The sequence below is a fragment of the Ruegeria discodermiae genome (genome assembly GCF_030758345.1).
Classification (GTDB): domain Bacteria; phylum Pseudomonadota; class Alphaproteobacteria; order Rhodobacterales; family Rhodobacteraceae; genus Ruegeria_C.
Map to the genome: position 1 here is coordinate 1 of NZ_JAVAMO010000023.1, position 20,912 is coordinate 20,912.

At 54.2% G+C, this 20,912-nt stretch carries 21 protein-coding genes and 1 pseudogene; 6 read left to right on the forward strand and 16 right to left on the reverse strand.

Annotated features, from left to right (window positions below):
* Positions 1-80: 80 nt before the first annotated feature.
* The 3 genes from Q5Y75_RS28605 to Q5Y75_RS25790 all read right to left on the reverse strand — a co-directional run bounded on the left by Q5Y75_RS28605 (position 81) and on the right by Q5Y75_RS25790 (position 1,336).
* Positions 81-575: a cyclic nucleotide-binding domain-containing protein gene (locus Q5Y75_RS28605; RefSeq protein ID WP_371933311.1), complete on the reverse strand. Its 495-nt coding sequence runs from the start codon at positions 573-575 to the stop codon at positions 81-83.
* 322 nt (positions 576-897) lie between these two features.
* A complete protein-coding gene (locus Q5Y75_RS25785; RefSeq protein WP_306202964.1) occupies positions 898-1,122 on the reverse strand; it encodes a DUF1127 domain-containing protein in 225 nt (74 codons plus the stop codon).
* Complete coding sequence (locus tag Q5Y75_RS25790) at positions 1,112-1,336, reverse strand: DUF1127 domain-containing protein (protein WP_306202966.1); 225 nt, start codon at positions 1,334-1,336, stop codon at positions 1,112-1,114. The genes Q5Y75_RS25785 and Q5Y75_RS25790 overlap by 11 nt, the downstream gene beginning before the upstream one ends.
* 100 nt (positions 1,337-1,436) lie before the next feature.
* Here Q5Y75_RS25790 and Q5Y75_RS25795 point away from each other — a divergent pair, with 100 nt between their 5' ends.
* Together Q5Y75_RS25795 and Q5Y75_RS25800 are read left to right on the forward strand one after the other, a co-directional pair.
* Entirely contained in the window at positions 1,437-2,357 is a 921-nt protein-coding gene (locus Q5Y75_RS25795; protein ID WP_306202968.1) for a LysR family transcriptional regulator, read from the forward strand.
* Positions 2,358-2,533: 176 nt separating this feature from the next.
* The gene (locus Q5Y75_RS25800; protein ID WP_306202971.1) at positions 2,534-3,025 is read left to right on the forward strand and encodes a dimethylsulfonioproprionate lyase family protein; all 492 of its coding nucleotides are present in this window, start codon (positions 2,534-2,536) and stop codon (positions 3,023-3,025) included.
* A 630-nt stretch (positions 3,026-3,655) separates the two neighbouring features.
* Here Q5Y75_RS25800 and Q5Y75_RS25805 read toward each other — a convergent pair.
* From Q5Y75_RS25805 to Q5Y75_RS25865, 13 genes and pseudogenes are all read right to left on the reverse strand, one after another.
* Positions 3,656-5,149, reverse strand: a complete 1,494-nt coding sequence (locus Q5Y75_RS25805) for a cryptochrome/photolyase family protein (RefSeq protein WP_306202973.1) — start codon at positions 5,147-5,149, stop codon at positions 3,656-3,658.
* Between the two features lie 110 nt (positions 5,150-5,259).
* Complete coding sequence (locus Q5Y75_RS25810) at positions 5,260-6,489, reverse strand: FAD-binding domain-containing protein (RefSeq protein ID WP_306202975.1); 1,230 nt, start codon at positions 6,487-6,489, stop codon at positions 5,260-5,262.
* A 53-nt stretch (positions 6,490-6,542) separates the two neighbouring features.
* Complete coding sequence (locus Q5Y75_RS25815) at positions 6,543-6,623, reverse strand: DUF2256 domain-containing protein (protein WP_371933312.1); 81 nt, start codon at positions 6,621-6,623, stop codon at positions 6,543-6,545.
* On the reverse strand, positions 6,620-8,134 hold the full coding sequence (locus tag Q5Y75_RS25820; RefSeq protein ID WP_306203078.1) for an FAD-binding domain-containing protein: 1,515 nt from the start codon (positions 8,132-8,134) through the stop codon (positions 6,620-6,622). Before Q5Y75_RS25820 ends, Q5Y75_RS25815 begins: the two co-directional genes overlap by 4 nt.
* Before the next feature lie 131 nt (positions 8,135-8,265).
* On the reverse strand, positions 8,266-8,718 hold the full coding sequence (locus Q5Y75_RS25825; protein ID WP_306202977.1) for a TspO/MBR family protein: 453 nt from the start codon (positions 8,716-8,718) through the stop codon (positions 8,266-8,268).
* A 42-nt stretch (positions 8,719-8,760) separates the two neighbouring features.
* Positions 8,761-9,264 carry an aggregation factor core gene (locus tag Q5Y75_RS25830; protein WP_306202978.1) on the reverse strand — a complete coding sequence of 168 codons (504 nt, stop codon included), beginning with the start codon at positions 9,262-9,264 and terminating at the stop codon, positions 8,761-8,763.
* A 200-nt stretch (positions 9,265-9,464) separates the two neighbouring features.
* Positions 9,465-9,752 (reverse strand): annotated as a pseudogene (locus Q5Y75_RS25835) (integrase core domain-containing protein); the annotation flags it as partial.
* A gap of 351 nt (positions 9,753-10,103) precedes the next feature.
* Positions 10,104-10,913, reverse strand: coding sequence for an NAD-dependent epimerase/dehydratase family protein (locus tag Q5Y75_RS25840; RefSeq protein ID WP_306202980.1), 810 nt, complete (start codon positions 10,911-10,913; stop codon positions 10,104-10,106).
* Positions 10,901-11,803, reverse strand: a complete 903-nt coding sequence (locus Q5Y75_RS25845; RefSeq protein WP_306202982.1) for a hypothetical protein — start codon at positions 11,801-11,803, stop codon at positions 10,901-10,903. The genes Q5Y75_RS25840 and Q5Y75_RS25845 overlap by 13 nt, the downstream gene beginning before the upstream one ends.
* A 52-nt stretch (positions 11,804-11,855) precedes the next feature.
* A complete protein-coding gene (locus tag Q5Y75_RS25850; protein ID WP_306202984.1) occupies positions 11,856-12,851 on the reverse strand; it encodes a substrate-binding domain-containing protein in 996 nt (331 codons plus the stop codon).
* A gap of 56 nt (positions 12,852-12,907) precedes the next feature.
* Positions 12,908-13,894, reverse strand: a complete 987-nt coding sequence (locus Q5Y75_RS25855; RefSeq protein WP_306203080.1) for an ABC transporter permease — start codon at positions 13,892-13,894, stop codon at positions 12,908-12,910.
* A gap of 2 nt (positions 13,895-13,896) precedes the next feature.
* Positions 13,897-15,462 carry a sugar ABC transporter ATP-binding protein gene (locus Q5Y75_RS25860; protein WP_306202986.1) on the reverse strand — a complete coding sequence of 522 codons (1,566 nt, stop codon included), beginning with the start codon at positions 15,460-15,462 and terminating at the stop codon, positions 13,897-13,899.
* A gap of 135 nt (positions 15,463-15,597) precedes the next feature.
* Positions 15,598-16,269: a GntR family transcriptional regulator gene (locus Q5Y75_RS25865; RefSeq protein ID WP_306202988.1), complete on the reverse strand. Its 672-nt coding sequence runs from the start codon at positions 16,267-16,269 to the stop codon at positions 15,598-15,600.
* A gap of 106 nt (positions 16,270-16,375) precedes the next feature.
* On the opposite strand from Q5Y75_RS25865, the gene Q5Y75_RS25870 reads away from it, so the two are divergent.
* The 4 genes from Q5Y75_RS25870 (at position 16,376) to Q5Y75_RS25885 (ending at position 20,912) form a co-directional block, all read left to right on the forward strand.
* The gene (locus tag Q5Y75_RS25870) at positions 16,376-17,245 is read left to right on the forward strand and encodes an SMP-30/gluconolactonase/LRE family protein (RefSeq protein WP_306202990.1); all 870 of its coding nucleotides are present in this window, start codon (positions 16,376-16,378) and stop codon (positions 17,243-17,245) included.
* A 188-nt stretch (positions 17,246-17,433) separates the two neighbouring features.
* Positions 17,434-18,306 carry a sugar ABC transporter substrate-binding protein gene (locus tag Q5Y75_RS25875; protein WP_306202992.1) on the forward strand — a complete coding sequence of 291 codons (873 nt, stop codon included), beginning with the start codon at positions 17,434-17,436 and terminating at the stop codon, positions 18,304-18,306.
* An 84-nt stretch (positions 18,307-18,390) separates the two neighbouring features.
* A complete protein-coding gene (locus Q5Y75_RS25880; protein WP_306202994.1) occupies positions 18,391-19,914 on the forward strand; it encodes a sugar ABC transporter ATP-binding protein in 1,524 nt (507 codons plus the stop codon).
* Positions 19,911-20,912 carry an ABC transporter permease gene (locus Q5Y75_RS25885; RefSeq protein ID WP_306202996.1) on the forward strand — a complete coding sequence of 334 codons (1,002 nt, stop codon included), beginning with the start codon at positions 19,911-19,913 and terminating at the stop codon, positions 20,910-20,912. The genes Q5Y75_RS25880 and Q5Y75_RS25885 overlap by 4 nt, the downstream gene beginning before the upstream one ends.

Consider the following 20,912-nt stretch of genomic DNA (forward strand, 5'->3'; position numbering starts at 1 on the left):
TGAGAGGGACGGTGGCTAGCATGAAGTCGCCGCCGTCCACAATATTTAACAAATGCCAATAACCGTGGTTCGTGCAGATCTCAGAGAAGGATATGTAAGAGCCCACTCTTACGATTTTGTCGCGTGACGGCGAGCGTCATTTTTCGCTCGACGCTTCGCCAGCTCACGATATAGCGCGGGGGCGACACTCCGATCCAATCGGCGACGCGCACCCATTCGCCTTCTTCCGGGGGACCGTACAGTTCGAGATAGGCATCCAGCCGATATGTCACCTTTCGCAGGCGCATGACTTCAATGCAGGTCCGCAAAGTCTGTAGATCTCTCGCTGTTCGTTCAAACGCTCTGATCGAAAGATGGTTTGATGAAGCTGCATCCTCTAAGTGCCTCATCAATTCGTCCCTCGGGAGGAAGAAGACCGTTGTCGACATATCGGTAACTGCGTCGCAGTGATAACGATCCGCAAATAGCGATGCTTCGGCGACCAGATCACCAGTATTGGCTATGTTTAGCGTTAAACGCCCGCCATCTTGCTGCGCTCGCCGAAGAAAGAACCGCCACTTGCTGTGGAACGTCACAGATCTTTGACTCAATCAATGGTCAAAACTTCAAGAAATGCGCAAATCGCGTCATTCAATTCTAACCCAAACGTCAAGCATTTCTGACCCAAAAAGGAATGCGGGCAATCAGGTTTGGCGAACATCCTTTGTCGCGAATTATTTCGAGCTCTCGCTTCACTGAATAGAATGAGCCAGCACCTTCGGGAGGAGGTGAAGATGCTGGCTCTTTGCGTTGGCGCTCCCCGTACATTTTTCGCCCCCGCTCATGCTGGCTTACTCTGGGAGGAGCGAGAACCAGCAATTTTGGTGTTGTCCTCTGACCTAGAGGACCTCTGCTCTTTCAGTCAGCCATCAGTTTCGCGGCATATTCCGGGATATCAGATCGCGAGATTCCGATCTCAGCGAGCTGGTAGTCGCTCATATTGGAAAGCGTGGAGAGCATCCGAGCCATTTGCAGTGTCTTCAAGGCACTACTTGCAGTGGATCCGACCCACGCCAAGAGGCTGATTGATAGGGCGATGGCGTGACCGCGATCTGTGCCAGCCGTTTGGGTGTCAGCAACCATAGGCGGCCTCCAAAGCGAGCTTTTTGATGTTGCTGCGTGGGATGCCCAGATCTGTCAAATCACGGTCGGATAGAACTGAGAGTTCATAATACGTAGCTCTATAAACCCTGCGTTTGGCCTGTGCCTTTCGCATCGTGTCCAGCTTTTGACTAAAGAACGTGCGGCCAGCTTCGAAAACGACATCCAGCCCGCTGTTTGATCGTGTAATTGCCATGATATTGCCTCGTCTCTTGCTGCGGTGCAGTATTTATGCTGCACTGCAGAGATACGTCTGTTTGGTAGCGCTCACAATTCGACAATTTGGCAAAGGCCCCATGCCATATTGGAACAGCAAAGGTCATGACATGGACATTTCTGCGCAAATGCTAATCTTTGCGACGGTTGTCGAGCAGGGCAGCATCTCTGCGGCTGCAAGATCGATGGGGCAGACCCCATCAGCTGTGAGCAAACAAATCGGTCTGCTCGAAGATCAGGCCCACTACCGCTTGCTCAACCGTACCAGAACGGGGGTTTTGCCCACACAAGAGGGCCAGGAATTCTACGAAAAATGCAAAGCGATGGCCGATAGGTTCCAAGAGGCCGAAGCAATGATACTCAACTTAGATGGTATCCCGAGAGGAGAACTCAAAATCACTTCAACCGTCGCGTTTGGGCAGTCTCAGCTGATTCCGGCTTTACCTGAATTCATGGAAGAGCACCCAGAGGTCCAAGTGTCGTTAGATTTAACCGACCGGGAAATCGATCTTCGGAGTGAAGGGTTCGACGTGGCGGTCTGTTTCGCCGAACAGCGTAAGAACCCTGATATGGTCATCAGGCGCATTATGCAAAGCCGCAGGGTTTTGTGTGCCTCACCTGACTACCTCGAGCGGTCTGGAGTGCCCACGAATTTTGAAGAGCTAGCCGAACACAATTGCCTGAGGGTTGCAGGCAAAACCCAAAGGAATGCTTGGAACAGTGCTGGCGCGACAATTGGAGATAGATTTGAAGCCAAAGGCAGTTTTGGAGGAAACAGCACAGATGTTGTCTTTCGTGCTGCGCTAGCCGGAATTGGCATCGCGCGGCTACCATTCTATATGGCAGACCGGAAGCTTCAGTCCGGCGAACTTGTCCATGTCATGCCGGAATACGCACCACCGAGCACGGATATCGTGGTGATGTTTGCCGACAAGCGCAATCTAGCACCGAAAACACGCGCGTTCGTGGATTATTTGGCGCGGCGATTTCGAGATACCTAAGACAACCAAAAGACATGACAAACAAGTCTGTAAGCCAAACAGAAGGTCACAAATCAAGCCGACCCTTTTCGGCGGAAAAGCCTAGTCGCATTCGAAAGGCAAGTTGCTTAAACGAGCGATTAGACGACACTAAGTTGCAACAAGTCCTAAGACTTCCCCGAGACAAGGTTACTTCAATGACTACAACGACAGTTCCGCGACTGAAAGATAGACCAAATTGGGTTTACCTTTTGCGGGAGTTCGATGCGCTATACCGCCATGGTTCTGCGGGAGGCAGTAGTGCCATCCGTGCGCATCGCAAAACTGTACGAGATCGACTTTCTGCTGCAATGGCGCAGAATCCGGAAATCCTTCAAAGGTTACGTGAGTTGAAGCCCGTAACTGCGCATTTCGCTCGAGCGCTGGATTTAGGAGAGCGGGCCGCTATGCAGGGCATGGCTCGAGCACTTAGGGAAGTGCGAGATGAGCTTACATGGGAGTATGGCTACGAGCGTATTAGCAAAACGCTAAGTCAAAAATACGCCTACTGCGAAATACTTGGCCCGAATGGACCTATTGAATGCAAGAACCTCATATTGGGTTTTGTACTCTTTGCACCCAGTACGACCTACCCGCAGCACAGTCATCAAGACATCGAAGAAAGCTACATTTCAATTGCGGGTGCCTAGTCCGAAAACAATGCAGCGGTCTTTGCGCCGGGATCTCTCATACTCAATCGATCGGGAGATGAGCACAGAATTACGACTGGAGATCTTGACCCATGTCTGTTGGCATATGCATGGACGGGCCCAGAGGCGCGGTTAAGAACCCCGAACATGCGATTAACCGGAACACGGAAAGCCAAGGCGAAATCGTAGATGATCATCCAAAAAAACATAGGCTTCATAGTTCAGACGAAGTTCAAGGGTAGCTCACAGCTAGGTGCCACAGGATACTGAGCAGCCCGCTCCGACTGATCCACCGCTGTGCTTAGAGAACGGAGGATAAGTTAGACTAGCTTGTCCACCTTCAGGGCGTCGATTGGCCAGCATAGCCGACATTCGCGTAGGCGCAGTCCCACATCATCAGCAGGCGTAATGCACAACAAAGCGGACCTTTCGCTGCAGTCGCAAATGCGTCCAAAGTCCACATTCGCAATGCCCCATTTTTCACCACCGCTTGCCGAACAATTCAAGGGATGTTTCCCTTCAAAGCCTTAATCCGGTCACCTCTGGCCCGGATGGTGGGTTTTCGATCTTTTCCGGGATGGATCTCGTGGCAGAGTCGATTGAGTGACAGAGCAATGTCCGATAGCTCTTTCAGTGTTGCCAATCCAGAAAAGCATTCGCAACGCCTAGATGCTTTTCCTTGGTCTCCGAATCCATCCGTATTGCTGCTCGACACATCATGGACCAGCGCGGATTGTGTGCGAGCTTATCCAGATGTTTGAAGATAAAACGCCAATACAGGCCATCCCAGACCTCTGCCCAAGGTCCTTTGCTCCAATGACTCATCTTTCGGATATAGTTTGAACCTGAAAAATAGGGTTTGGTGGTGATAAGTCCACCATCGGCATGCTGGCTCATAGCATAAGCGTTTGGGACCATGACCCAGTCATAGCTGTCAACGAACATCTCCATGAACCAGCGATAGACCTCATCTGGGTCGATCTCGCACAGGAACATGAAACCACCCAGGACCATCAGGCGTTCGATGTGATGGCAATAGCCGCTCCGCAGTATGCGCCTGATCGTGTCGTCAATCGGGTCGATGCCGGTGGTGCCATCGTAGAACGAGGCGGGCATCTTGCGGCTGTGGTCCCAGTGATTGGTGGTTCGCATCTCGACGCCAAGGCATTCATAGGTGGCGCGCATGAACTCTCGCCAGCCAATGATCTGCCGGACAAACCCCTCTACCGAGTTGATGGGGATATCCCGTTTCTGCGCGTGTTCAAGTGTTGCGTCCAGTACTTGCCTGGGCGTCAGCAGCCCGATGTTCAGAGCGGGAGTTAGAACCGCGTGCCACAGCCAGCTTTCCCCTTCGACGATCGCGTCTTCGAAATCCCCAAACCGATCAAACCGGCGTTCGAGGAATTGTTTTAACCAATCCGCGGCCGCCCTGTGCGAGGTCGGGTAGTAGAGCCTGTCCAGCGACCCGAGCGCGTCCGGAAATTCTGTGATGACACCATTCTTTGCGGCGTGGTCAATGGCGTCATGCGCAGGCCGATCGATCCAGGGCAGACTGCCCAGCAGCGCTTTGGGAACCTTTTTGCGATTATCTTCGTCAAAGCTCCACTGGCCACTCATTGGTTGATCACCGTCCATCAGCACGTCCAGACGACGGCGCTGGCTTTTGTAGAACTCTGCCATTAACCAGCGTTTGCGGCCCTTAATCCATGTCGCGTTATCTGCTGGCGTGTTCAGAAAGCCGGGTGATGGCCGTATCTTCAGAGCGATACGCAGAGCCTGAGCGGCCTTTTCCAGGCGGTTTTGCGCGATGAAGTCCACTGGGTCGGCCATCACTACGCGATCGACCCCGTCCTTGGCCAGCCGCTGAAACAGGCGTAGGCAAGAATCCGTCCGCATCTCATATCGGTAGATTTCGGCATTCAAGCCTTTGGCGATCAAATCCTGATGGTAACGTGCCATGCTGGCACGATGGAGCCAGAGCTTTTGCTTATGCATCCGCGCGGGATATCTCGCATCGCCAAAGAAGAGCGGATCCTCGAACAGAACCACCAGATCCGGGAGCTCGGCAAAACCCGGATGATCGGCAAAAAGCTGGTTGGGCAGAAGGATCGTGGCAATGGGCATGATGGTTCTGGCACGCTCTATTTACCACCGAACTATGCCGCGTGGCTGCTTTGGCAAATGATTGTTCTTTTGTTACCCCTGCGACCGTCGGCTCTGCGGCACGCACTGCTTCATCGCAACAAGTTAAGATTCTCCAGAATGGTGGGGTTCTTCTTCTTCAAATTGAAAAAGCCCGCATTGGCGTAGGGCCAAGCGACACTATCGTATTTGCGTCTTACCCGAAGCAGTACCACGCCAGCCTCGGCCAATTTCGGTTCGGCTCTGTCCAGACGCGCCCGTACGGGACCGATGGGTGGATAGGCGGTGGCGACGGTTCGCACCCCGACCCGCTGGGCGGCTGCAAGGATCGGGACACTCCAGTCATCGGCAGATTGAGGCTGCACGTCAGTGTTCACCAAAATGCTGCTCAGTGCGGCACCAGCAAATCCTTGCGCCGCCTCGCCAATTGGCTGAGGAGACCGACCACGAGTCGCCAGTAGCCCCAACACATCTGCCGGTTCGTGCGGCATAAGATCGGCACCACATAGGTCTTCTTCGGTCAGCAAAAGCAAATAAGGCCCTGAATTTGGCGCATTGCATGGCGCGATCGGTCGCCTTGGGTGATCGGCAGTTTCAGTCAAAGGATCAGCCACACCTGCAAGACCTGTCGGACAAAAGCGACCCTGGTTATACTTCTCTATGTTCTCGGCGCGGGCCAGGTAGCTTTTACCTTTCGTGTGCAGCCCAGCGACCCATCGCCAACTGAGTGTATTCGACGCCGGATCACCATCGAGCAAATGCCTGAGAAAGAAATCCGCACCCAGTTCCCATGGCAAGCGAAGCGTGAAAACCCAGATCGACGCCATCCACATGCGCGCATGGTTGTGCAAATACCCCGTTCGGATCAGCTCTTTTGACCAGTGATCGAAACACTCGATGCCGGTCGCGCCGGACACGGCCTCGCGGTAGGTCAACTGCAGGCTCGGATCAAATTCCAACGCCTGATGGCTTTTGACCAAGTCGGATTGGTACATTGCCCAGACACTGGGGCGTTGTTCCAGCCAACCCTTGAAATATGTGCGCCAGCATACCTCCTGCACGAACTGCTCAGCCTGACTGTGGCTATGGGAGGCTAGTACACGTGTTAGTACTTCTTCTGTTATGAGTCGGTGACGGATCCAAGGTGACAAAGCCGAAACATTCTTGCGCTGTTCAGCGCCAAAATCGTAGTTTCGCGTGCTCGCATAGTGGCGACCGGTACGCGCTGCAAAGCGCTCGAGTCGTTGCAACCCGGCTGCACGTGTTGGGGTGAATGCAACCTGTTTATCGCTCAAGGCCAGTCCCGGAAGCAGATCACTCATGGCGCGCGCCCACACCGGGTCGAGCAATAGCGGACGTCATCCCAAACCTTCGCCTATTTCTTGCCCCATCTGAACGGACGACCGCATTTGGCGCAGAGTTTTTGTGGTAGATCAGATCTCTTACGCATTTTCATGGGGCATCTCCGAAGGGCAGGCTCAATTGGGTTGCCGCATCCTTTTTCGAGATTTGTTTGCGGTTTAAGCGCGCGGTCTTTCGGCTGGCGTGTTTCGCAACAATCGCTTGCGCCTCCGAGAGAAACTTGGGGCCACGCCGCACTGCCCAGACTCGTTCGCGTGCGGCTTTTGCCGCCGCAAGGTGGTCAAAGATACGAACCGGATAGCGCCGCCCGATCACTTGAGTTGAAGCCTCATACTTCCAAGGCTCGTGAATGTATTTTTCGGGAATTTCCGCAAGTTCAGGCAGCCATGTTCGGATGAATATCCCGGCCAGGTCCTGATCATACCCTTGTTTGACCGGGTTGTAGATGCGCACTGTATTGATGCCCGTAGTGCCCGATTGCATCTGGACCTGGCTCCAATGAATGCCAGGTTCATAGTCGGTGAACAGACGCGCCAGATGCAGTCCAGGTGCACGCCAATCCAGCCACAGATGATAGCTTGCCACCGCCATTACCATAGCGCGCATCCGGAAATTGAGCCATCCCGTCGCCTGTAGAGACCGCATACAGGCATCCAAAAACGGATATCCGGTTTCCCCCGCAATCCATGCGCCGAGAATCTCGGTGCTTGGGGATTGCGGACGCAGACCGTCATAAGCCGAGTGCAAGTTCTCAAATTCAATCCGAGGGTCGTCTTCAAGCTTTTGGATAAAGTGGCAATGCCAGTGCAGCCGACCAGAGAAAGAGCGCAAAGATTTTTGCCAGTTTCGCGCCCCTTTCGGAAGGCTCGGACGACGAGCTTCGCAGGCTTGCGTAACCTCGCGCATCGAAAGAGCGCCCCATGCGAGATACGGCGAAAGCCGGGAGCACGCCTCTGCCCCCGACACCGGGCTGGACATGTCGCGCTGATAGTTCTCACCGCGATTGGCCAGAAAACTTGCAAGGCGTTCCAGCCCAGCACGTCTGCCCCCGGCCTGACGTTGCGGGCAAGGATCGCCGGCCAAGCCCAAATCGCGTGTTGTTGGTATGTGCCCGAGTTCAAGGTCAAGTGGCGGCAATGCGGGCGCAGGGGTGATTGGTTCAGCCATAAACTTATCCCAGCGCGTCGCCCAGCCATCCCGAGACCCAAGTTTTCGCCAAACACCATGGTTTTGCACCTCGGTCCAGGGAACCCCCTGCTCGCGACACCACGCGGCGACTTTTAGATCGCGCTGATAGGTCCAATCGTTACCGGTCTCTTCATGGGACCAGAGCGCGTGCAACAGCCCAGCCTGCCTTAAGTCATCCAAGACATCGACAATTGGACCGAATCGTACAAGCAGAGGCTGGCCCAGCCGAGCGAGATCTATCCTTAATTCTGCGAGTGTTTCAGAAACAAAATTCCAGTGCCGTGCGGATGCATCCGGCTGTTGCCAAAGCTCTGGTTCGACAACGTATATAGGTAAAGTTGGTCCAAGCTGAGCGGCTCGGGCCAGCGCCCGATGATCTTCCACACGCAAGTCCCGTTTGAACCATACGACTTGCACTTGCCATGCCCTCGCACATTGTTTGGGTGATGCGGGTGAAACTAGCCCGTACCGAATACCTGTCCACGTCAACAGGTTTTGTCTTCCGTGAAGCAATCAGTCCTCGGTGTTGGGACACACTCTGCTTGTGTTCAATTCAAAATCGCGATCGATAGGTTCAGTGCAGAAGCGAAGGCGACCCAGGTCAGATACGGTAGAAAGGCCAACATTGCGATCCCATCCGATCTGCGCACCTGTTGAATGAAGGCGGCAATCACGATCAACAGCGATAGAATGATCAAGAGGGCCAACCACGGCAGGTGCAACACGAAGAAGACGGGTGACCATAGTAAGTTCAGGCCCATTTGTGCCCACCATAACTTCATCGCAATAGCGCTCTTATCCAACTCGAACTGACGCCAACCCACCCAGGCGATCAGCACATAGAGCACAGTCCAGACCGGAGCAAATATCCAGTTGGGCGGGTTGAACACGGGTTTGGATAGACCCGCGTACCATTCCCCCGGTGCGGTCAGTGTTCCTATCAGGATGCCACTACCCAGCACGAGTGCTAGGAAGCCAATCCGTATCAACAGTTTTGTCATCTTTGGAACCTCATTCGTATGACGTAGCCACACGAACGGCCATCAGCAATCTGGGATCGTCAGCAAGGTCTGAGCGTCAGCAGAGAAAACTGCAGTACTGCTTTCACCTTCCTTCGAATATGTCACTGTGGCGCCAGCAATCTCTGAACCGCTGACAGTGATTTCGCGCTGGCCGATGGTATCATCGACGTCGATGCTAAAGGAAATACTGGATCCAGCCTTGAGGGACGCAATCTGGAGTTCAATGAAATCTTGTCCGTCCACAACCGGAGGCGCATCGAGCAAAGCTTCTGCTCCATCGATAAATTCGAGAGGCTGGAACACCTCCACCCCTGCTCCGGCCTCAGACACATCAAAAATCAGACGGCCAGAAGACGGCGAAAGATCTACTCTCAAAGTCGAGGAACTCAGATCGCACCTTCCCACATTGTTAATAGTGAATTGATCCTTGGGCGCGCCCTCGACAAAGCGCACCTCAAGTCCAGCATGGAGCGTTCCGGTCGAAAGAAAGCCAATGGCCGTTGCCAACAAGTATGAACGAAACATCGCAACCTCTTAATCGTCTCTATACATACATTACGCCCCACACAGGTTTTGGATTGTTTTTGCAGGTGTTCAATTCAAAGCGATGCCCAAAAAACAGGCCGGTATTCGCCAGATACCTGGTGGTATGTAGGCTGAGTCGTTAGGAAAGCGCACTTTTTCCGTCTCCTGAACACCCAGCTACGAGCGCACGTTTCGCTGTTCTAGGTGTTCGGTCCCGGCATCTGGTGGATCGGATTTAGGATGAATCGATCTGGCTCTAATGTCCAGATTTTGCAGGTGTATTCGTAGGGCGTGAGACCAGAGAGCGTCTTGAGGCGGCGGGCGAAATTGTAAGCATCAAGGAAGTCGGCCAGATGTGTGCGAAGCTGGTCGTGTCTGTCATAGTGGTATCGTTTAACGGTTGCGTCCTTGATCGTGCGGTTCATGCGCTCAACCTGGCCATTGGTCCACGGATGGTTTGGCTTGGTTAGCCGATGCTCGATGCCGTTGGCTTCACAGATCATGTCGAACCGCATGGGCCGGGAATAGATTGTGTTGCGATTGCGCGGCTGCTCGGCGAACTGGATGCCATTCGTAGTCCTCCGTTTTCTGAACATAGCGGTGGACCCGTTCAGTTGGGGAGGCTCAAACCAGAGATCACTTCACATAAAACCGCTATTCAGTGATGCTCGCTGTTTGGTGTCGTACTTTCAAACATCAATAGTTGCGAAATCTGACGCCCGGTATGTCACTCTCCGTCGACCACGAAGCGAACAACGCTGACCTTTTCAGCGCTTAATTCGATGCGAGGTTTCCGAAACTGATTACGCGACGCGTCAACAATGCCCGGGCCTTGTACTCTACCAATCCGGAAAACGTGTCGTGAAATAGCTGGGGAGTCGGACTGTTAACAGCCGCTGCAGCATGGATCTCAAAGAAATGCCCACTGTTATTTTTGCGGGGCTTCCATCCTCTGGAGAGTAGCCAATCGCTTGTCGTGTTTCGGTGATATCCCAGCGCATACCTGGGTTATCTGACATTAGGTTTAGGGCTGCGAAGGAAATATCCTTGGCATCTATTGCGGCGCGCATTCCGTTTAGAAAGTCCCGATCACTCAACCACATTTCCTGACCCCACCGGCCCATCGCCATGTGTGTGCCGGGTTTGTTGTCGTGAGTCCATTGTGTCCAGCCGATGCGCAAGCAGATGACCGACAGTCCGTGATGCTCAGCGAAATAAGCCCCTGTCCGTTCACAGAATAGCTTTGACATGCCGTAGGCGTTTACTGGCCCTGGTGGTGTCGTGCTGTTGAGCACCTGATGCGTGAACCTTTTGTCGCCGTGAACCCAGTTGGAGCTGGCAAGAACCACGCGGCTGACGCCCATGGCTGCCGCATGGTGATAGAGGGAAAGCGTTGCGTCCATATTGTGTTTGATCGCGGAGGCCCAAGTGGCGGAGGGCTCTCGGTCACCAGCTAGATGCACGATAACGTCCACTCCCTTAAGCAAACTGACCCAATTGCTGTCGTCGGACAGGTCTGCGGTGTGAATGTCGGGATGATCAACTGGGCGAATATCGATGCCAGAAACGGTGTAGTCGGGGTCGCTTTCTAGCGCGTCAAAAAGTTTGCGGCCGAGATGCCCACCAGCGCCTGTAATCAGGACATGCATGACAGGAGTTCCTTGTTGTTTGCGAGTCCCAATGGCATTTGGGATGCATCTTCCTCCGCCAAGACGCGGAACGTCTGCCGAAAATTCAGCGTTTCATTCGGTGCGAGGTTGCGTGCCGGGGAGTGCCACTCCGCTTCGCAATAGGCGTAATCGCCCGAGTTAAAGACCTCAAAAGGATAGTCGTGTGCAAATTGATCGCCCTGTTGAGGTTCTGGTACTGAACACATCAGCTGAGGGCCGTCAGCGCCGCACCGCGCCACTGTACGTCCGTTTGGGTTCGGTAGCCCGACCTTGAATTCCTGCTGTCTGTTGCAATCCACGACAATGCTTTTGCCGTGCGTAGCTATCATCCCTTCGGAAGAGCCAAAAACAGGATAAAATGCGGGGTCTTCCAACTCGACACCGATCTTGGCAGGGGTGTTAAGCATCATGACTGACCAAATGCCGGTGAGGCGAGAGGAGGTCCCATGGTTGACCACGATGTGTTCTATTTCCCAGCTTTCCGCCGAGGTCAGCGTGATGCGGCGCGACACTGACAAATGCGAGGTCGGGCATAATGCGCTGGTCATGTCGATGCGAGTGCTGCTTCTCGAAGTGATCTGATAGGGGCCGCTGTCCAACACGGGAAACGGAGCGCCGTTTACCCAGGATGCATCTGGGGCGATCCAAGTCTTCTCACCGCCCCAGAGTGGAAAACTAAATTGTGGAGAGCGTGTGGGCAGATCAGTAAGCCGTGTGTCATCGACATCCAAACCGTCGAGATCTGCGTTTTTAAATAGGAGGGAGCGACCTTGGAAGACTATATCCCATAAGCGGCCCCCGATGCCGGGCAGGAGTGTCAGCTGCAGATCGTTTTGCTGCAGGTGAAGATCGCTCCATCTGTCCAACATGTAACCCCTCCTATCGGTTTCCCGGCGCGATAGAATACACCGGGACAATCGCTTAGGTGTGCTTGAACTGGACGACGTTCTCGGCAGTAATCGGCATAACCCCGGTTTCAACGCGCTCGGGTAGAGGATTGATGCCAGCCGCCTTCCAATCGGGCAAGACCTTCAGCGCGTCAGTGTTCTGCCAATGCATCATGTGGAAGGCGAGAAAGATCTCAAGATAGGATTTCTGAGCCACTGCGCCGTGAATTGTGCCGTCTTCGATATAGGGAAGCATATCATCATTTCGGTCCATCGCGACGATCTTGATGTCCTTGCGTCCCGCCTCATTGACGGCAATTGCAGCACCTTTGCCGCTGTCGCCGTCCGTGCCGCCAATGCCAACAATATCCGGGTTCGCCTGAATTGCCTGAAGGTAGGCTGTCGGCGCATAGGACGGGTCGGCCTTATCATTGACGACGTCGACGACCTCGATATCCGGGTATTTCTCGGCAAAGATTTGTTTGTACCCTTCGACACGCTCCAATGTGGAAGGGGCAGGGAAAGTGCCGAGGATAACCTTGCCTTTCCCGCCAATCGCTTGCGCAAGCATTTCGCCGCCGACACGTCCTGCTTGAACGCCGTTGATACCAAGGAATGTGGACCGGGGACTGTCGGGAATATCGCCAATACAACATGTGACTGGAATGCCAGCCTCGACCGCACGTTCGACGCCGGGGGCCAGAGTGGCTGGATCACCGGGGAAGATAAGGATGCCTGCGGGACGTCTTGCGATCAGTTCATCCAATTGGCGTGCTTGTGCGGCCGTGTCGAAATCCAACGGGCCCGTGAATGTGGCCTTGATGCCCATCAGTTCCTCAAGGTCTTCCATCGCATTTCGATAGTCCACCCAGAACGGCACCTGCGTGACGATGGACAGGAACACATACTCCTTGCCGGCCGCTTGCGCCATGGCTTCTTTGGACAGCATGGGCATTCCGAACGCTGCGGCCAATCCAGCAGTGGTGCCCGCTGTCAGCAGCCTGCGCCGATTCACATTCAATTCAGTCATCATAGTCTCCCTGTTTTGGATCTTTGGTTATTGTTGAGTTTTGGAAAGCTTGGGGATTAGCCCCGTTTGCTTCGGATCAGCATGTCCAAGGCGACCGCTGTAACGAGTACCCCGCCGATGACGATCATCTGCCAGTAGATCGATACAGCCAGCATCGTCATAGTGTTGTTAATCAACGCAACGAAAACGACGCCGAGGAAAGCACCAAGAATAGTACCTTCGCCGCCGCGTAGGGATGCGCCACCGATGACCGCAGCCGCCAGAACCTGAAGTTCGATACCGTTGCCTGCCGTGGGCGTACCGCTCATTAGGCGGGAGGCCAGCAATACACCCGCCAAAGCAGCCAGAATACCGGTCAGTGCGTACAGAATGATACGCACGCGTGTGACATGGATGCCTGACAACATCGCGGCCTTTTCATTGGCGCCGATGAAATAGACCTGACGGAAAAAGCGTGTATGGCGGACGGCCAGGTCAAACAGGACGACCAGCAGAATGGTGAACAAGACGATTACAGGAAAGCCGCCTATGCCGGCTTTGCCGATCCAGGCAAATGATGCAGGCAGGCTTGAAACCGAAAAACCTTCGGTCAGGACAAGAGCGATGCCGCGCGCGATCGACATCGTGCCGAGGGTCGCGATAAGCGGATTGATCCCGAGTCCGGTCACCAGCAAACCGTTTACTACACCGACAATTCCACCCAGCACTAATCCGCATACCACAGCGAGCGGTATTGGCATGCCGGTCAAAAGCAGCATGGCTACGACAGTAGAAGACAAGGCCATTACCGACCCAACGGAAAGATCGAACCCGCCGGATGCAAGTAGAATCGCCATACCGATCACGATGATCGCGGTGGGGGCCATGCCCACGGCCACGGCTCGAAAGTTCGAGAAGCTGAGGAAATAGGGATTAACGTTGGACATCACGATGATGATGGCGGCGATCAGAACGATCAGCGTCAGTTCACGAATATCGACAAAAGCTTGTAAAACACGGCGCAGCAGCGGACGCTTCATGGGCAAGTTGGCTTGAGCGGTCATGGTCACGTCGCGACTCCTGATTGATTGGTTTGGGCTGCGTCCACAATTGGAACGGAATTTCCGGCGGCCATTTGAAGAAGCGTGGTTTCGGTTGCCTCAGCGGCTGCGATGTCTCCCATGAGGCGACCGTCGTGGACGACAAGGATGCGGGTTGAGAGAGAAACAAGTTCGGGAAAATCGGATGACACGACGAGGATGGCCATTCCCTCGGCTGCTCGACGCAAAAGTTCGGTGTGGATTTGGAATTTGGCTCCGACATCGACCCCTTTTGTGGGCTCCTCAATGATCAGAAGAGCTGGCGCGCGTTTGAGCCACTTGGCCAACATAATCTTTTGCTGATTGCCCCCTGAGAGATCACCAACAAGTTCGTTAATCCCGCCGGTTTTGACACTGAAGGCGTCAATGGCTGTTTGGCTGGCTGCTTTGATCGAGCCCGAACGCATGAACCCAGCAGACGCATGATCGGAAAGACTGGCCGCGATCAGGTTGTCGCTGAGTGATTGTTCCAGAAAGAGGCCTTCAGTCTTGCGTTCTTCGGGAACAAACCCGACCCCAGCACGCATCGCCTGCCGCAAGGACGCAAAGTTAACAGGCTTGCCTTGAAGTCTGATCTCCCCGGTCGCGCCATGCATCAATCCGACAATCGATCGAACAATCTCGCTGCGGCGAGCGCCCATCAACCCTGCCATCCCTACAATCTCTCCGGCTTTAATTGAGAAAGAAATGTCTTCGAATTCACCTGGATGGGTTAATTCTTGGACATGCAAAACCTCTTCGCCGTTAACCTTAACTGACCGCGTGACATCACCGGGGTGAGCGCCGCCGATCATCTCGGCAACGACTTGTTCCTGAGAAGTTTCCGAAACCGGTAAAGTGCTGATGTGGCGCCCATCTCGCAAAACGGTAATGCGATCCGAGATCTGGAAAATCTCGGCCATATGGTGGCTGACATAGACGATGCCAATCCCTTTTTTTGTCAGGGACTTTAGGACTTCAAATAGTGCGTCTACTTCGTCGGGTGCCAATGCCGATGTCGGTTCATCCAGCAAAAGGACGCGGGAATTCAACGACAGAGCCTTGGCGATTTCAACAATCTGGCGGGAGCTGATCGGCAAGTTTTCCACGGGTGTTGAGACGTCGATATCCAGACCGAATTCCGCCAGCAACGCCTCCGCTCGGCGGCGCAGTTCGGGCCAGTCAACTACGCCGAACCGGGTGGGTACGCGGCCCGCGTAGATGTTTTCCGCAACAGAGAGCGCGCCAGCGAGGCTGAGCTCTTGGAAAACACAGCCGATGCCCAGGGATTGCGCGTGCGATGGGCTTTCGACTCGCTGTTCCTTGCCGTCGCACAGGATACGCCCAGCAGAGGGTTGGTGAAGCCCATAAAACAGGCCGAGACAGGTGGATTTTCCGGCGCCGTTTTCTCCACAAAACGCGTGAACTTCGCCGGGTCTCAATTCAAAGTCGACGCCATCCAAAACAACGTTCGTGCCGAAACTTTTGCCAACCCGATCCAGCTGGATCAGTGGCTGTAGCCCCGGTGAGTCAGGTTTCATTGCTGGCGTCATACAAGCTTCCTCCCGCCTTTTGATTGGCATCTGATATCTCAGATGTCAACCGAAAAAGAAAAGACCGTGAGGTGCCCAAAAGAAAGGGGCGGCGCCGTTCTGGCCCGCCCCCGTCACAACGAAGCTACGTTTTTGCTAGGATGCGGTCGCTCCTTCGAGGACGATGGCGGCGCTTTTGTAGGCTTGTCTGGTGCGGTCAATATGCGCTGTGAGAAGATATTTGATTTGGGCCATGTCACCTTCGCGAACGGCAATAGCGATTTTCGAATGCTCGTCGAAGGAGAGCTCAGTATGCTGTGGCAGCTTCGCCAAATGGGTTCGCAATGCGGCAATCTTACCGATGTAGCGTGTATAGCTGGCCGTCAGATAATCGTTACCGGCATGTTCAAAAATCAACTGATGAAATGTGGTATCCAGTGAAAGGTAGCCCTTTTCATTACCTCGCCTGCGTTCCTTCTCCATGTCCTTCACGACACGCTGCATGTCGCTGGCAAGACCTTCCGGGTTCCGCAACAACGCAAGTTCAAAGGCGGCAGTTTCGATAGCCTGTCTGAAATCGCAGATCTGAGTCACTTCCGGCTCAGACAGCGAAAAAACGCGTGCGCCTTTTTGAGGCTCGATACTGACCAACCCTTCGTCACGTAATTGAGCGAGTGCTTCGCGGACTGGCGATTTCGATACGCCCAGCTCTTCGGAGATTTTTCGCTCCGACAAAACCTGACCCATTTTCAGGGAGCCATCGATAATACTATTCCGCAAATGTTCCAGTGCGAGTTCACGCAAAGACTTGGGTCTCTCAAGCGCCATCTGAGGATATCTCCAAAAAAAGGTGTTGCCAGATGCAAGATATCTGATACACCAGATTAGGCAAGCTGGTATATCAGATATCAGAACGTACTTAGGAGATCATAAAGTGCGCGCAGAGTTGGTCGTCGATTGTAAGAACCAGCACGGGGAGGGGATTTTCTGGAATCCCGCCAATGGCCTTATCTGGTGGACCGACATTGAAGGCTGTGCGCTTTGGTCATTTGATCCTGCAACGTCGGAAACTGCCTCTCATGAGATGCCGGAGCGCGTGTGTTGCTTCGCGCCGCGCGCGTCTGGCGGTCTGATCGTTGCCTATGCGGATCGAGTTGTCTTGTTCGATTCGCCCAATAGCGAGCAAACCCTCGTGGCGCGATTCGAGTCGAACAATCCGGAGACACGGCTGAACGATGGGCGAACCGATCGCCAGGGGCGATTGATTGTTGGAGGCATGAACGAAGTTTCTGGTAAGGCCGATTCGTCAGTCATCCTCGTCGATAAAGACTTGAGTGTACGAACGATTATTGAAGGAGTGTCTTGCGCCAATTCGACTTGCTTTACGTCCGACGGTGAGACGATGTTCTTCGCGGATACCCCGGATCGGGAAATCGTCGCGTTTGATTACGACACCCGCAGTGGAACCGTTTCGAACCGTCGGCAGCACGCTTCCTTCAATGATGAACCTGGCTTGCCTGATGGGTCCTGTGTCGATGCCGAAGGGGGCGTTTGGAACGCCGAATGGGAAGGCCATCGCGTTGTTCGCGTCGCACCTGACGGCACGATAGATCGAGTGATCGAGGTGCCGGTCTGGAAGCCCACCTGTTGCGCTTTCGGTGGGCCTGATCTCGACACGCTGTTCATCACGACCTCAAGGCTGATGAGTGACGAAGCAGCTTTAACAAAAGAACCGGAATCCGGCGGCCTCTTTGCTGTGAAGCCCGGCGTTCGTGGCGTGATCGACGCGCCATTCAAAGGATAACCAACGAAATTCTGGAGGAGAAACCTATGTTGAAAACGCTTATGACCACTACGCTTGCTGCGGGGTTCGCCACGCTGGCAACGGTCGCTCTGGCGGAGAATTATCCGGCACCGGTTCCACTTGAGGACGGGGCACAAGCGCCAATCGATGCAATTGAACCCAAAAACGATACGTTCCGGATCGCGTATATGCCGCCGGCGACCGAGTTCAACTATTACATCGCCATCGGTGAAGGCATCAAAGCGGTTGCTGCGGAGGCCGGGGTCGAAGTCTTCATGCTTGCGCCCCAGTCCGGTGCGGACATCAACGGCCAAATGGGCATGATCCAGGATGTGCTGACTCAGGATGTGGATGCGATCATCTTTGGTACACATGACGAATTTGCTGCGGCACCACTGCTAAAGCAGGCTGTCGACAAGGGCATGGCCGTTTTGATGATCAATTCGGACATCCCGAACTTCCCGACACCAATTCATGGCGTTGTCGGGTACTCTCAGCGGAACGGCACGCATGCTATCGCTGATTGGGCCATTGAGACTTATGGTGATCAACCGCTGAAGGTCGGCATTATCGAAGGCCAGCCAGGCTATCACTCGACCGAGCGTGTGGGTGGCTTCCTCGACGGTATCGAGGGCAACGAAAACTTCGAGGTTGTGGTGTCCATTGATGGTAAATGGAACGTTGAAGGCGGCAACACTGCTGGTATGGATATCCTGCAGTCGAACCCTGATCTCGACATGATCTTTGCGGCGAACGACTACATGATCATTGGGGCATCCTTTGCTGCGAAAGCACTTGGCCGCAATGATATCGTTCTCTTGGGCAACGATGGCGACACGTCTGGCCTTGAAGAAATTGCGGCTGGTAACATCACGGCAACAGTCAACACCTCACCGTTCTTGATGGGTAAAGCGGCTATGCACGCAACCATTGATGCGCTCAACGGGTCCTATCCCGGCGGCTGGATCGAAACGCCCACATCAATTGAAGACAAAGACGGTGCGATCAGCGTGCTGCAAGAGCCAGAAAAGCTCTTCCCGCAGCCGTCCAAAGAGTACTGAACTTTCTCCCCGCTTCCCGGTGGCGCGTGCGCGTGCTGCCGGGTCGCAATTCACCCGAGTTTCCCTTTTGTCGAGGCAATCGCAATGACACCCGCAACGCCCCTTTGGGAGTTTGTCGATATCACCAAGGCCTATCCTGGGGTTTTGGCGAATGACAAGGTCTGCATCCGGCTTATGCCCGGTTCCATTCATGGGCTGCTGGGTGAAAACGGCTGTGGCAAGTCGACTATGATCAAGACTCTGTCCGGCGTGCAGCAACCCGATAGCGGTCAAATCCTGCACAATTGCAAGCCGGTCACGATCAGCGACCCGCAGGCGGCACGTGAATTGGGTGTCGCAACAGTTTTTCAGGAATTCTCGATCGTGCCCACCTTGTCGGTTGGCGAGAACATCTTCCTTGGCAATATGCCTCGGTCCCGCTTTGGTGTGATCGACTGGACCAAAGTCCACAACGAAGCCGCGCGCGTTTTGGCGGAAATGGATGTCGATGTTTCTCCCGAAACCATCACCGGCTCGCTATCGGTAGGCGAACAACAACTGGTCGAGATCGCGAAGGCAGTCGCGATGGACGCTCGCATGATTATCCTGGATGAACCGACGGCGGCATTGGGTGAAGATGAAATTGAGCGCCTGCACCAGTTACTGCGCAATATGCGTGAGCGCGGCACGGCTATTCTCTATGTGTCGCACAGGCTGGATGAGGTTGAACGGATCGTTGATGAAGTGACGATCCTGCGCAACGGCTGTGTTGTGCGTGCAAGTGGCGAGACCAAGATCAACGTCTCTGAGATTGTCAGCGCAATGGTCGGTGAGGACATTGGTGAGCATTATCCAAAGGAGCGGAACGCGACCAAGGATATTATGCTAGAGGCGGCGGGTCTGGCCACCAATTTGGGCGTGAAAGATGTATCGTTTTCGTTGCACCGGGGTGAAGTTCTGGGCTTGGGTGGCGTATTGGGCAGTGGCCGCACAGAGATTGCCCGCGCCCTGTTCGGGACAGATGAGCTAACCGCCGGGCAGATATCACTGAACGGCAAACCGGTTCGCTTTCGCCGGGAAATTGATGCGATCCGTGCGGGTTTGGCTCTTGTTCCAGAGAACCGTAAGTTTGACGGGTTGTTCTTCAATTTCCGTGCAAGCGGGAACGTCACCGCAGCGTCCCTCGGCGGGCTAAGCCGGTTCGGTGTTTTGAATCTCAAGGCTGAAGAGCAAGCCACCCATGACCTGATCCGCGATCTGGAAATCTCGACCCAGGCCGAGGAAAAGACGGTCAACTACTTGTCTGGTGGTAATCAGCAGAAGATTGTGATTGCACGTTGGCTGTTCTCAGCCTCTGACATCCTGATCCTTGATGAACCGACGCAAGGGATCGATATCGGCGCCAAGATCGCTGTTTACAAGCTGATTAACAGGCTCACGCGGACGGGAAAATCGATCATTCTGATCAGTTCAGACCATGATGAGTTGCTTGCGATGAGCGATCGGATTGCCGTCGTACAGCACGGAACGATAGTGCGCACGGTCGATGCATCCGACCTTACTCATGATGACCTTGTGCGCGCGTCCGCCGACACCCCCCAATCCAAGCCTAAGGAGGCTTTCGCATGAAGCGGATCTTTGACACCCAGTTGATCGGACCATTTGCAGCAATGGTGATCGTCGCACTGATCGTGGCACTTACGACCGAACGCTTCCTGAACCCGGGCAACCTTTCAAACCTGTCCCTACAGGTAAGCATCGTGGCATTGATCGCAATCGGGTCTACTATAGTGATCTTCGCTGCGGGCATTGATCTGAGTTCCGGGTCTATGGTGGCTTTGCTGACCATGATCCTTGCGCAAATGTTGAAGTTTGTCGGCATTCCACTGGTTCTGGCGTTGCCACTCATTCTCCTCATGGGCGGATTGCTTGGTCTATTTATTGGGCTGATAACAGCCTATGGGCGTATCCCGTCTTTCATCACAACATTGGCGGCGTTGATTGCCTTCAGGGGCCTTGCCCTGACCTTCAACAATGGATCACCGATCTTTTCGCTGGATCCAGCGTTAGAGCCAATCTTTTACGGCAAGCTATTCGGCGTTCCGATGCCTTTCTTCTACCTCGTGTTTTTCTACGTCCTTGCCGCGTTCACTATGAACTTCACGAAACTCGGCCGTGAGATCTATGCCGTGGGTGGTAATCCAGCCGCTGCCGTTCTGACGGGTATCAACGTGCGTAAAGTTCAGACGACGACATTTGTCATCGCGGGTTTCATGACCGCGGTTGGTGCTATCCTGATGTCAGCACGCCTCAACTCTGGTTCGCCCAATTATGGCCAGACGCTGGAACTGCAGGCCATTGCCGCTGCTGTTGTTGGCGGAGCCAGCCTTGCAGGCGGCCGCGGCAACATCCTCGCCACGCTGATGGGGGCGATGACAATCGTTATCGTCCAGAATGGTTTGAACCTAAACGCTGCGCCATCTTCGGTTCAAAACATCGTGCTGGGCCTGATCATTCTGTTGGCCGTCGGCATAGACATGTGGCGTGCAGAGATTTCGGGCTTGATGGGTCGAGTGTTCGGCCGCCCTTCATCGCAGCAGTCATCTAACGTTAAGAAGGAGGCCTGA

What these genes read in the sequence shown, in the direction of transcription:
- Q5Y75_RS25785 (WP_306202964.1), bottom strand. Translation starts at nt 1,122, where the DNA reads ATGGTTGCTGACACCCAAACGGCTGGCACAGATCGCGGTCACGCCATC.
- Q5Y75_RS25790 (WP_306202966.1), bottom strand. Translation starts at nt 1,336, where the DNA reads ATGGCAATTACACGATCAAACAGCGGGCTGGATGTCGTTTTCGAAGCT.
- Q5Y75_RS25795 (WP_306202968.1), top strand. Translation starts at nt 1,437, where the DNA reads ATGCCATATTGGAACAGCAAAGGTCATGACATGGACATTTCTGCGCAA.
- Q5Y75_RS25800 (WP_306202971.1), top strand. Translation starts at nt 2,534, where the DNA reads ATGACTACAACGACAGTTCCGCGACTGAAAGATAGACCAAATTGGGTT.
- Q5Y75_RS25805 (WP_306202973.1), bottom strand. Translation starts at nt 5,149, where the DNA reads ATGCCCATTGCCACGATCCTTCTGCCCAACCAGCTTTTTGCCGATCAT.
- Q5Y75_RS25810 (WP_306202975.1), bottom strand. Translation starts at nt 6,489, where the DNA reads ATGAGTGATCTGCTTCCGGGACTGGCCTTGAGCGATAAACAGGTTGCA.
- Q5Y75_RS25815 (WP_371933312.1), bottom strand. Translation starts at nt 6,623, where the DNA reads ATGAAAATGCGTAAGAGATCTGATCTACCACAAAAACTCTGCGCCAAA.
- Q5Y75_RS25825 (WP_306202977.1), bottom strand. Translation starts at nt 8,718, where the DNA reads ATGACAAAACTGTTGATACGGATTGGCTTCCTAGCACTCGTGCTGGGT.
- Q5Y75_RS25830 (WP_306202978.1), bottom strand. Translation starts at nt 9,264, where the DNA reads ATGTTTCGTTCATACTTGTTGGCAACGGCCATTGGCTTTCTTTCGACC.
- Q5Y75_RS25840 (WP_306202980.1), bottom strand. Translation starts at nt 10,913, where the DNA reads ATGCATGTCCTGATTACAGGCGCTGGTGGGCATCTCGGCCGCAAACTT.
- Q5Y75_RS25845 (WP_306202982.1), bottom strand. Translation starts at nt 11,803, where the DNA reads ATGTTGGACAGATGGAGCGATCTTCACCTGCAGCAAAACGATCTGCAG.
- Q5Y75_RS25850 (WP_306202984.1), bottom strand. Translation starts at nt 12,851, where the DNA reads ATGACTGAATTGAATGTGAATCGGCGCAGGCTGCTGACAGCGGGCACC.
- Q5Y75_RS25855 (WP_306203080.1), bottom strand. Translation starts at nt 13,894, where the DNA reads ATGACCGCTCAAGCCAACTTGCCCATGAAGCGTCCGCTGCTGCGCCGT.
- Q5Y75_RS25860 (WP_306202986.1), bottom strand. Translation starts at nt 15,462, where the DNA reads ATGACGCCAGCAATGAAACCTGACTCACCGGGGCTACAGCCACTGATC.
- Q5Y75_RS25865 (WP_306202988.1), bottom strand. Translation starts at nt 16,269, where the DNA reads ATGGCGCTTGAGAGACCCAAGTCTTTGCGTGAACTCGCACTGGAACAT.
- Q5Y75_RS25875 (WP_306202992.1), top strand. Translation starts at nt 17,434, where the DNA reads ATGCCGCCGGCGACCGAGTTCAACTATTACATCGCCATCGGTGAAGGC.
- Q5Y75_RS25880 (WP_306202994.1), top strand. Translation starts at nt 18,391, where the DNA reads ATGACACCCGCAACGCCCCTTTGGGAGTTTGTCGATATCACCAAGGCC.
- Q5Y75_RS25885 (WP_306202996.1), top strand. Translation starts at nt 19,911, where the DNA reads ATGAAGCGGATCTTTGACACCCAGTTGATCGGACCATTTGCAGCAATG.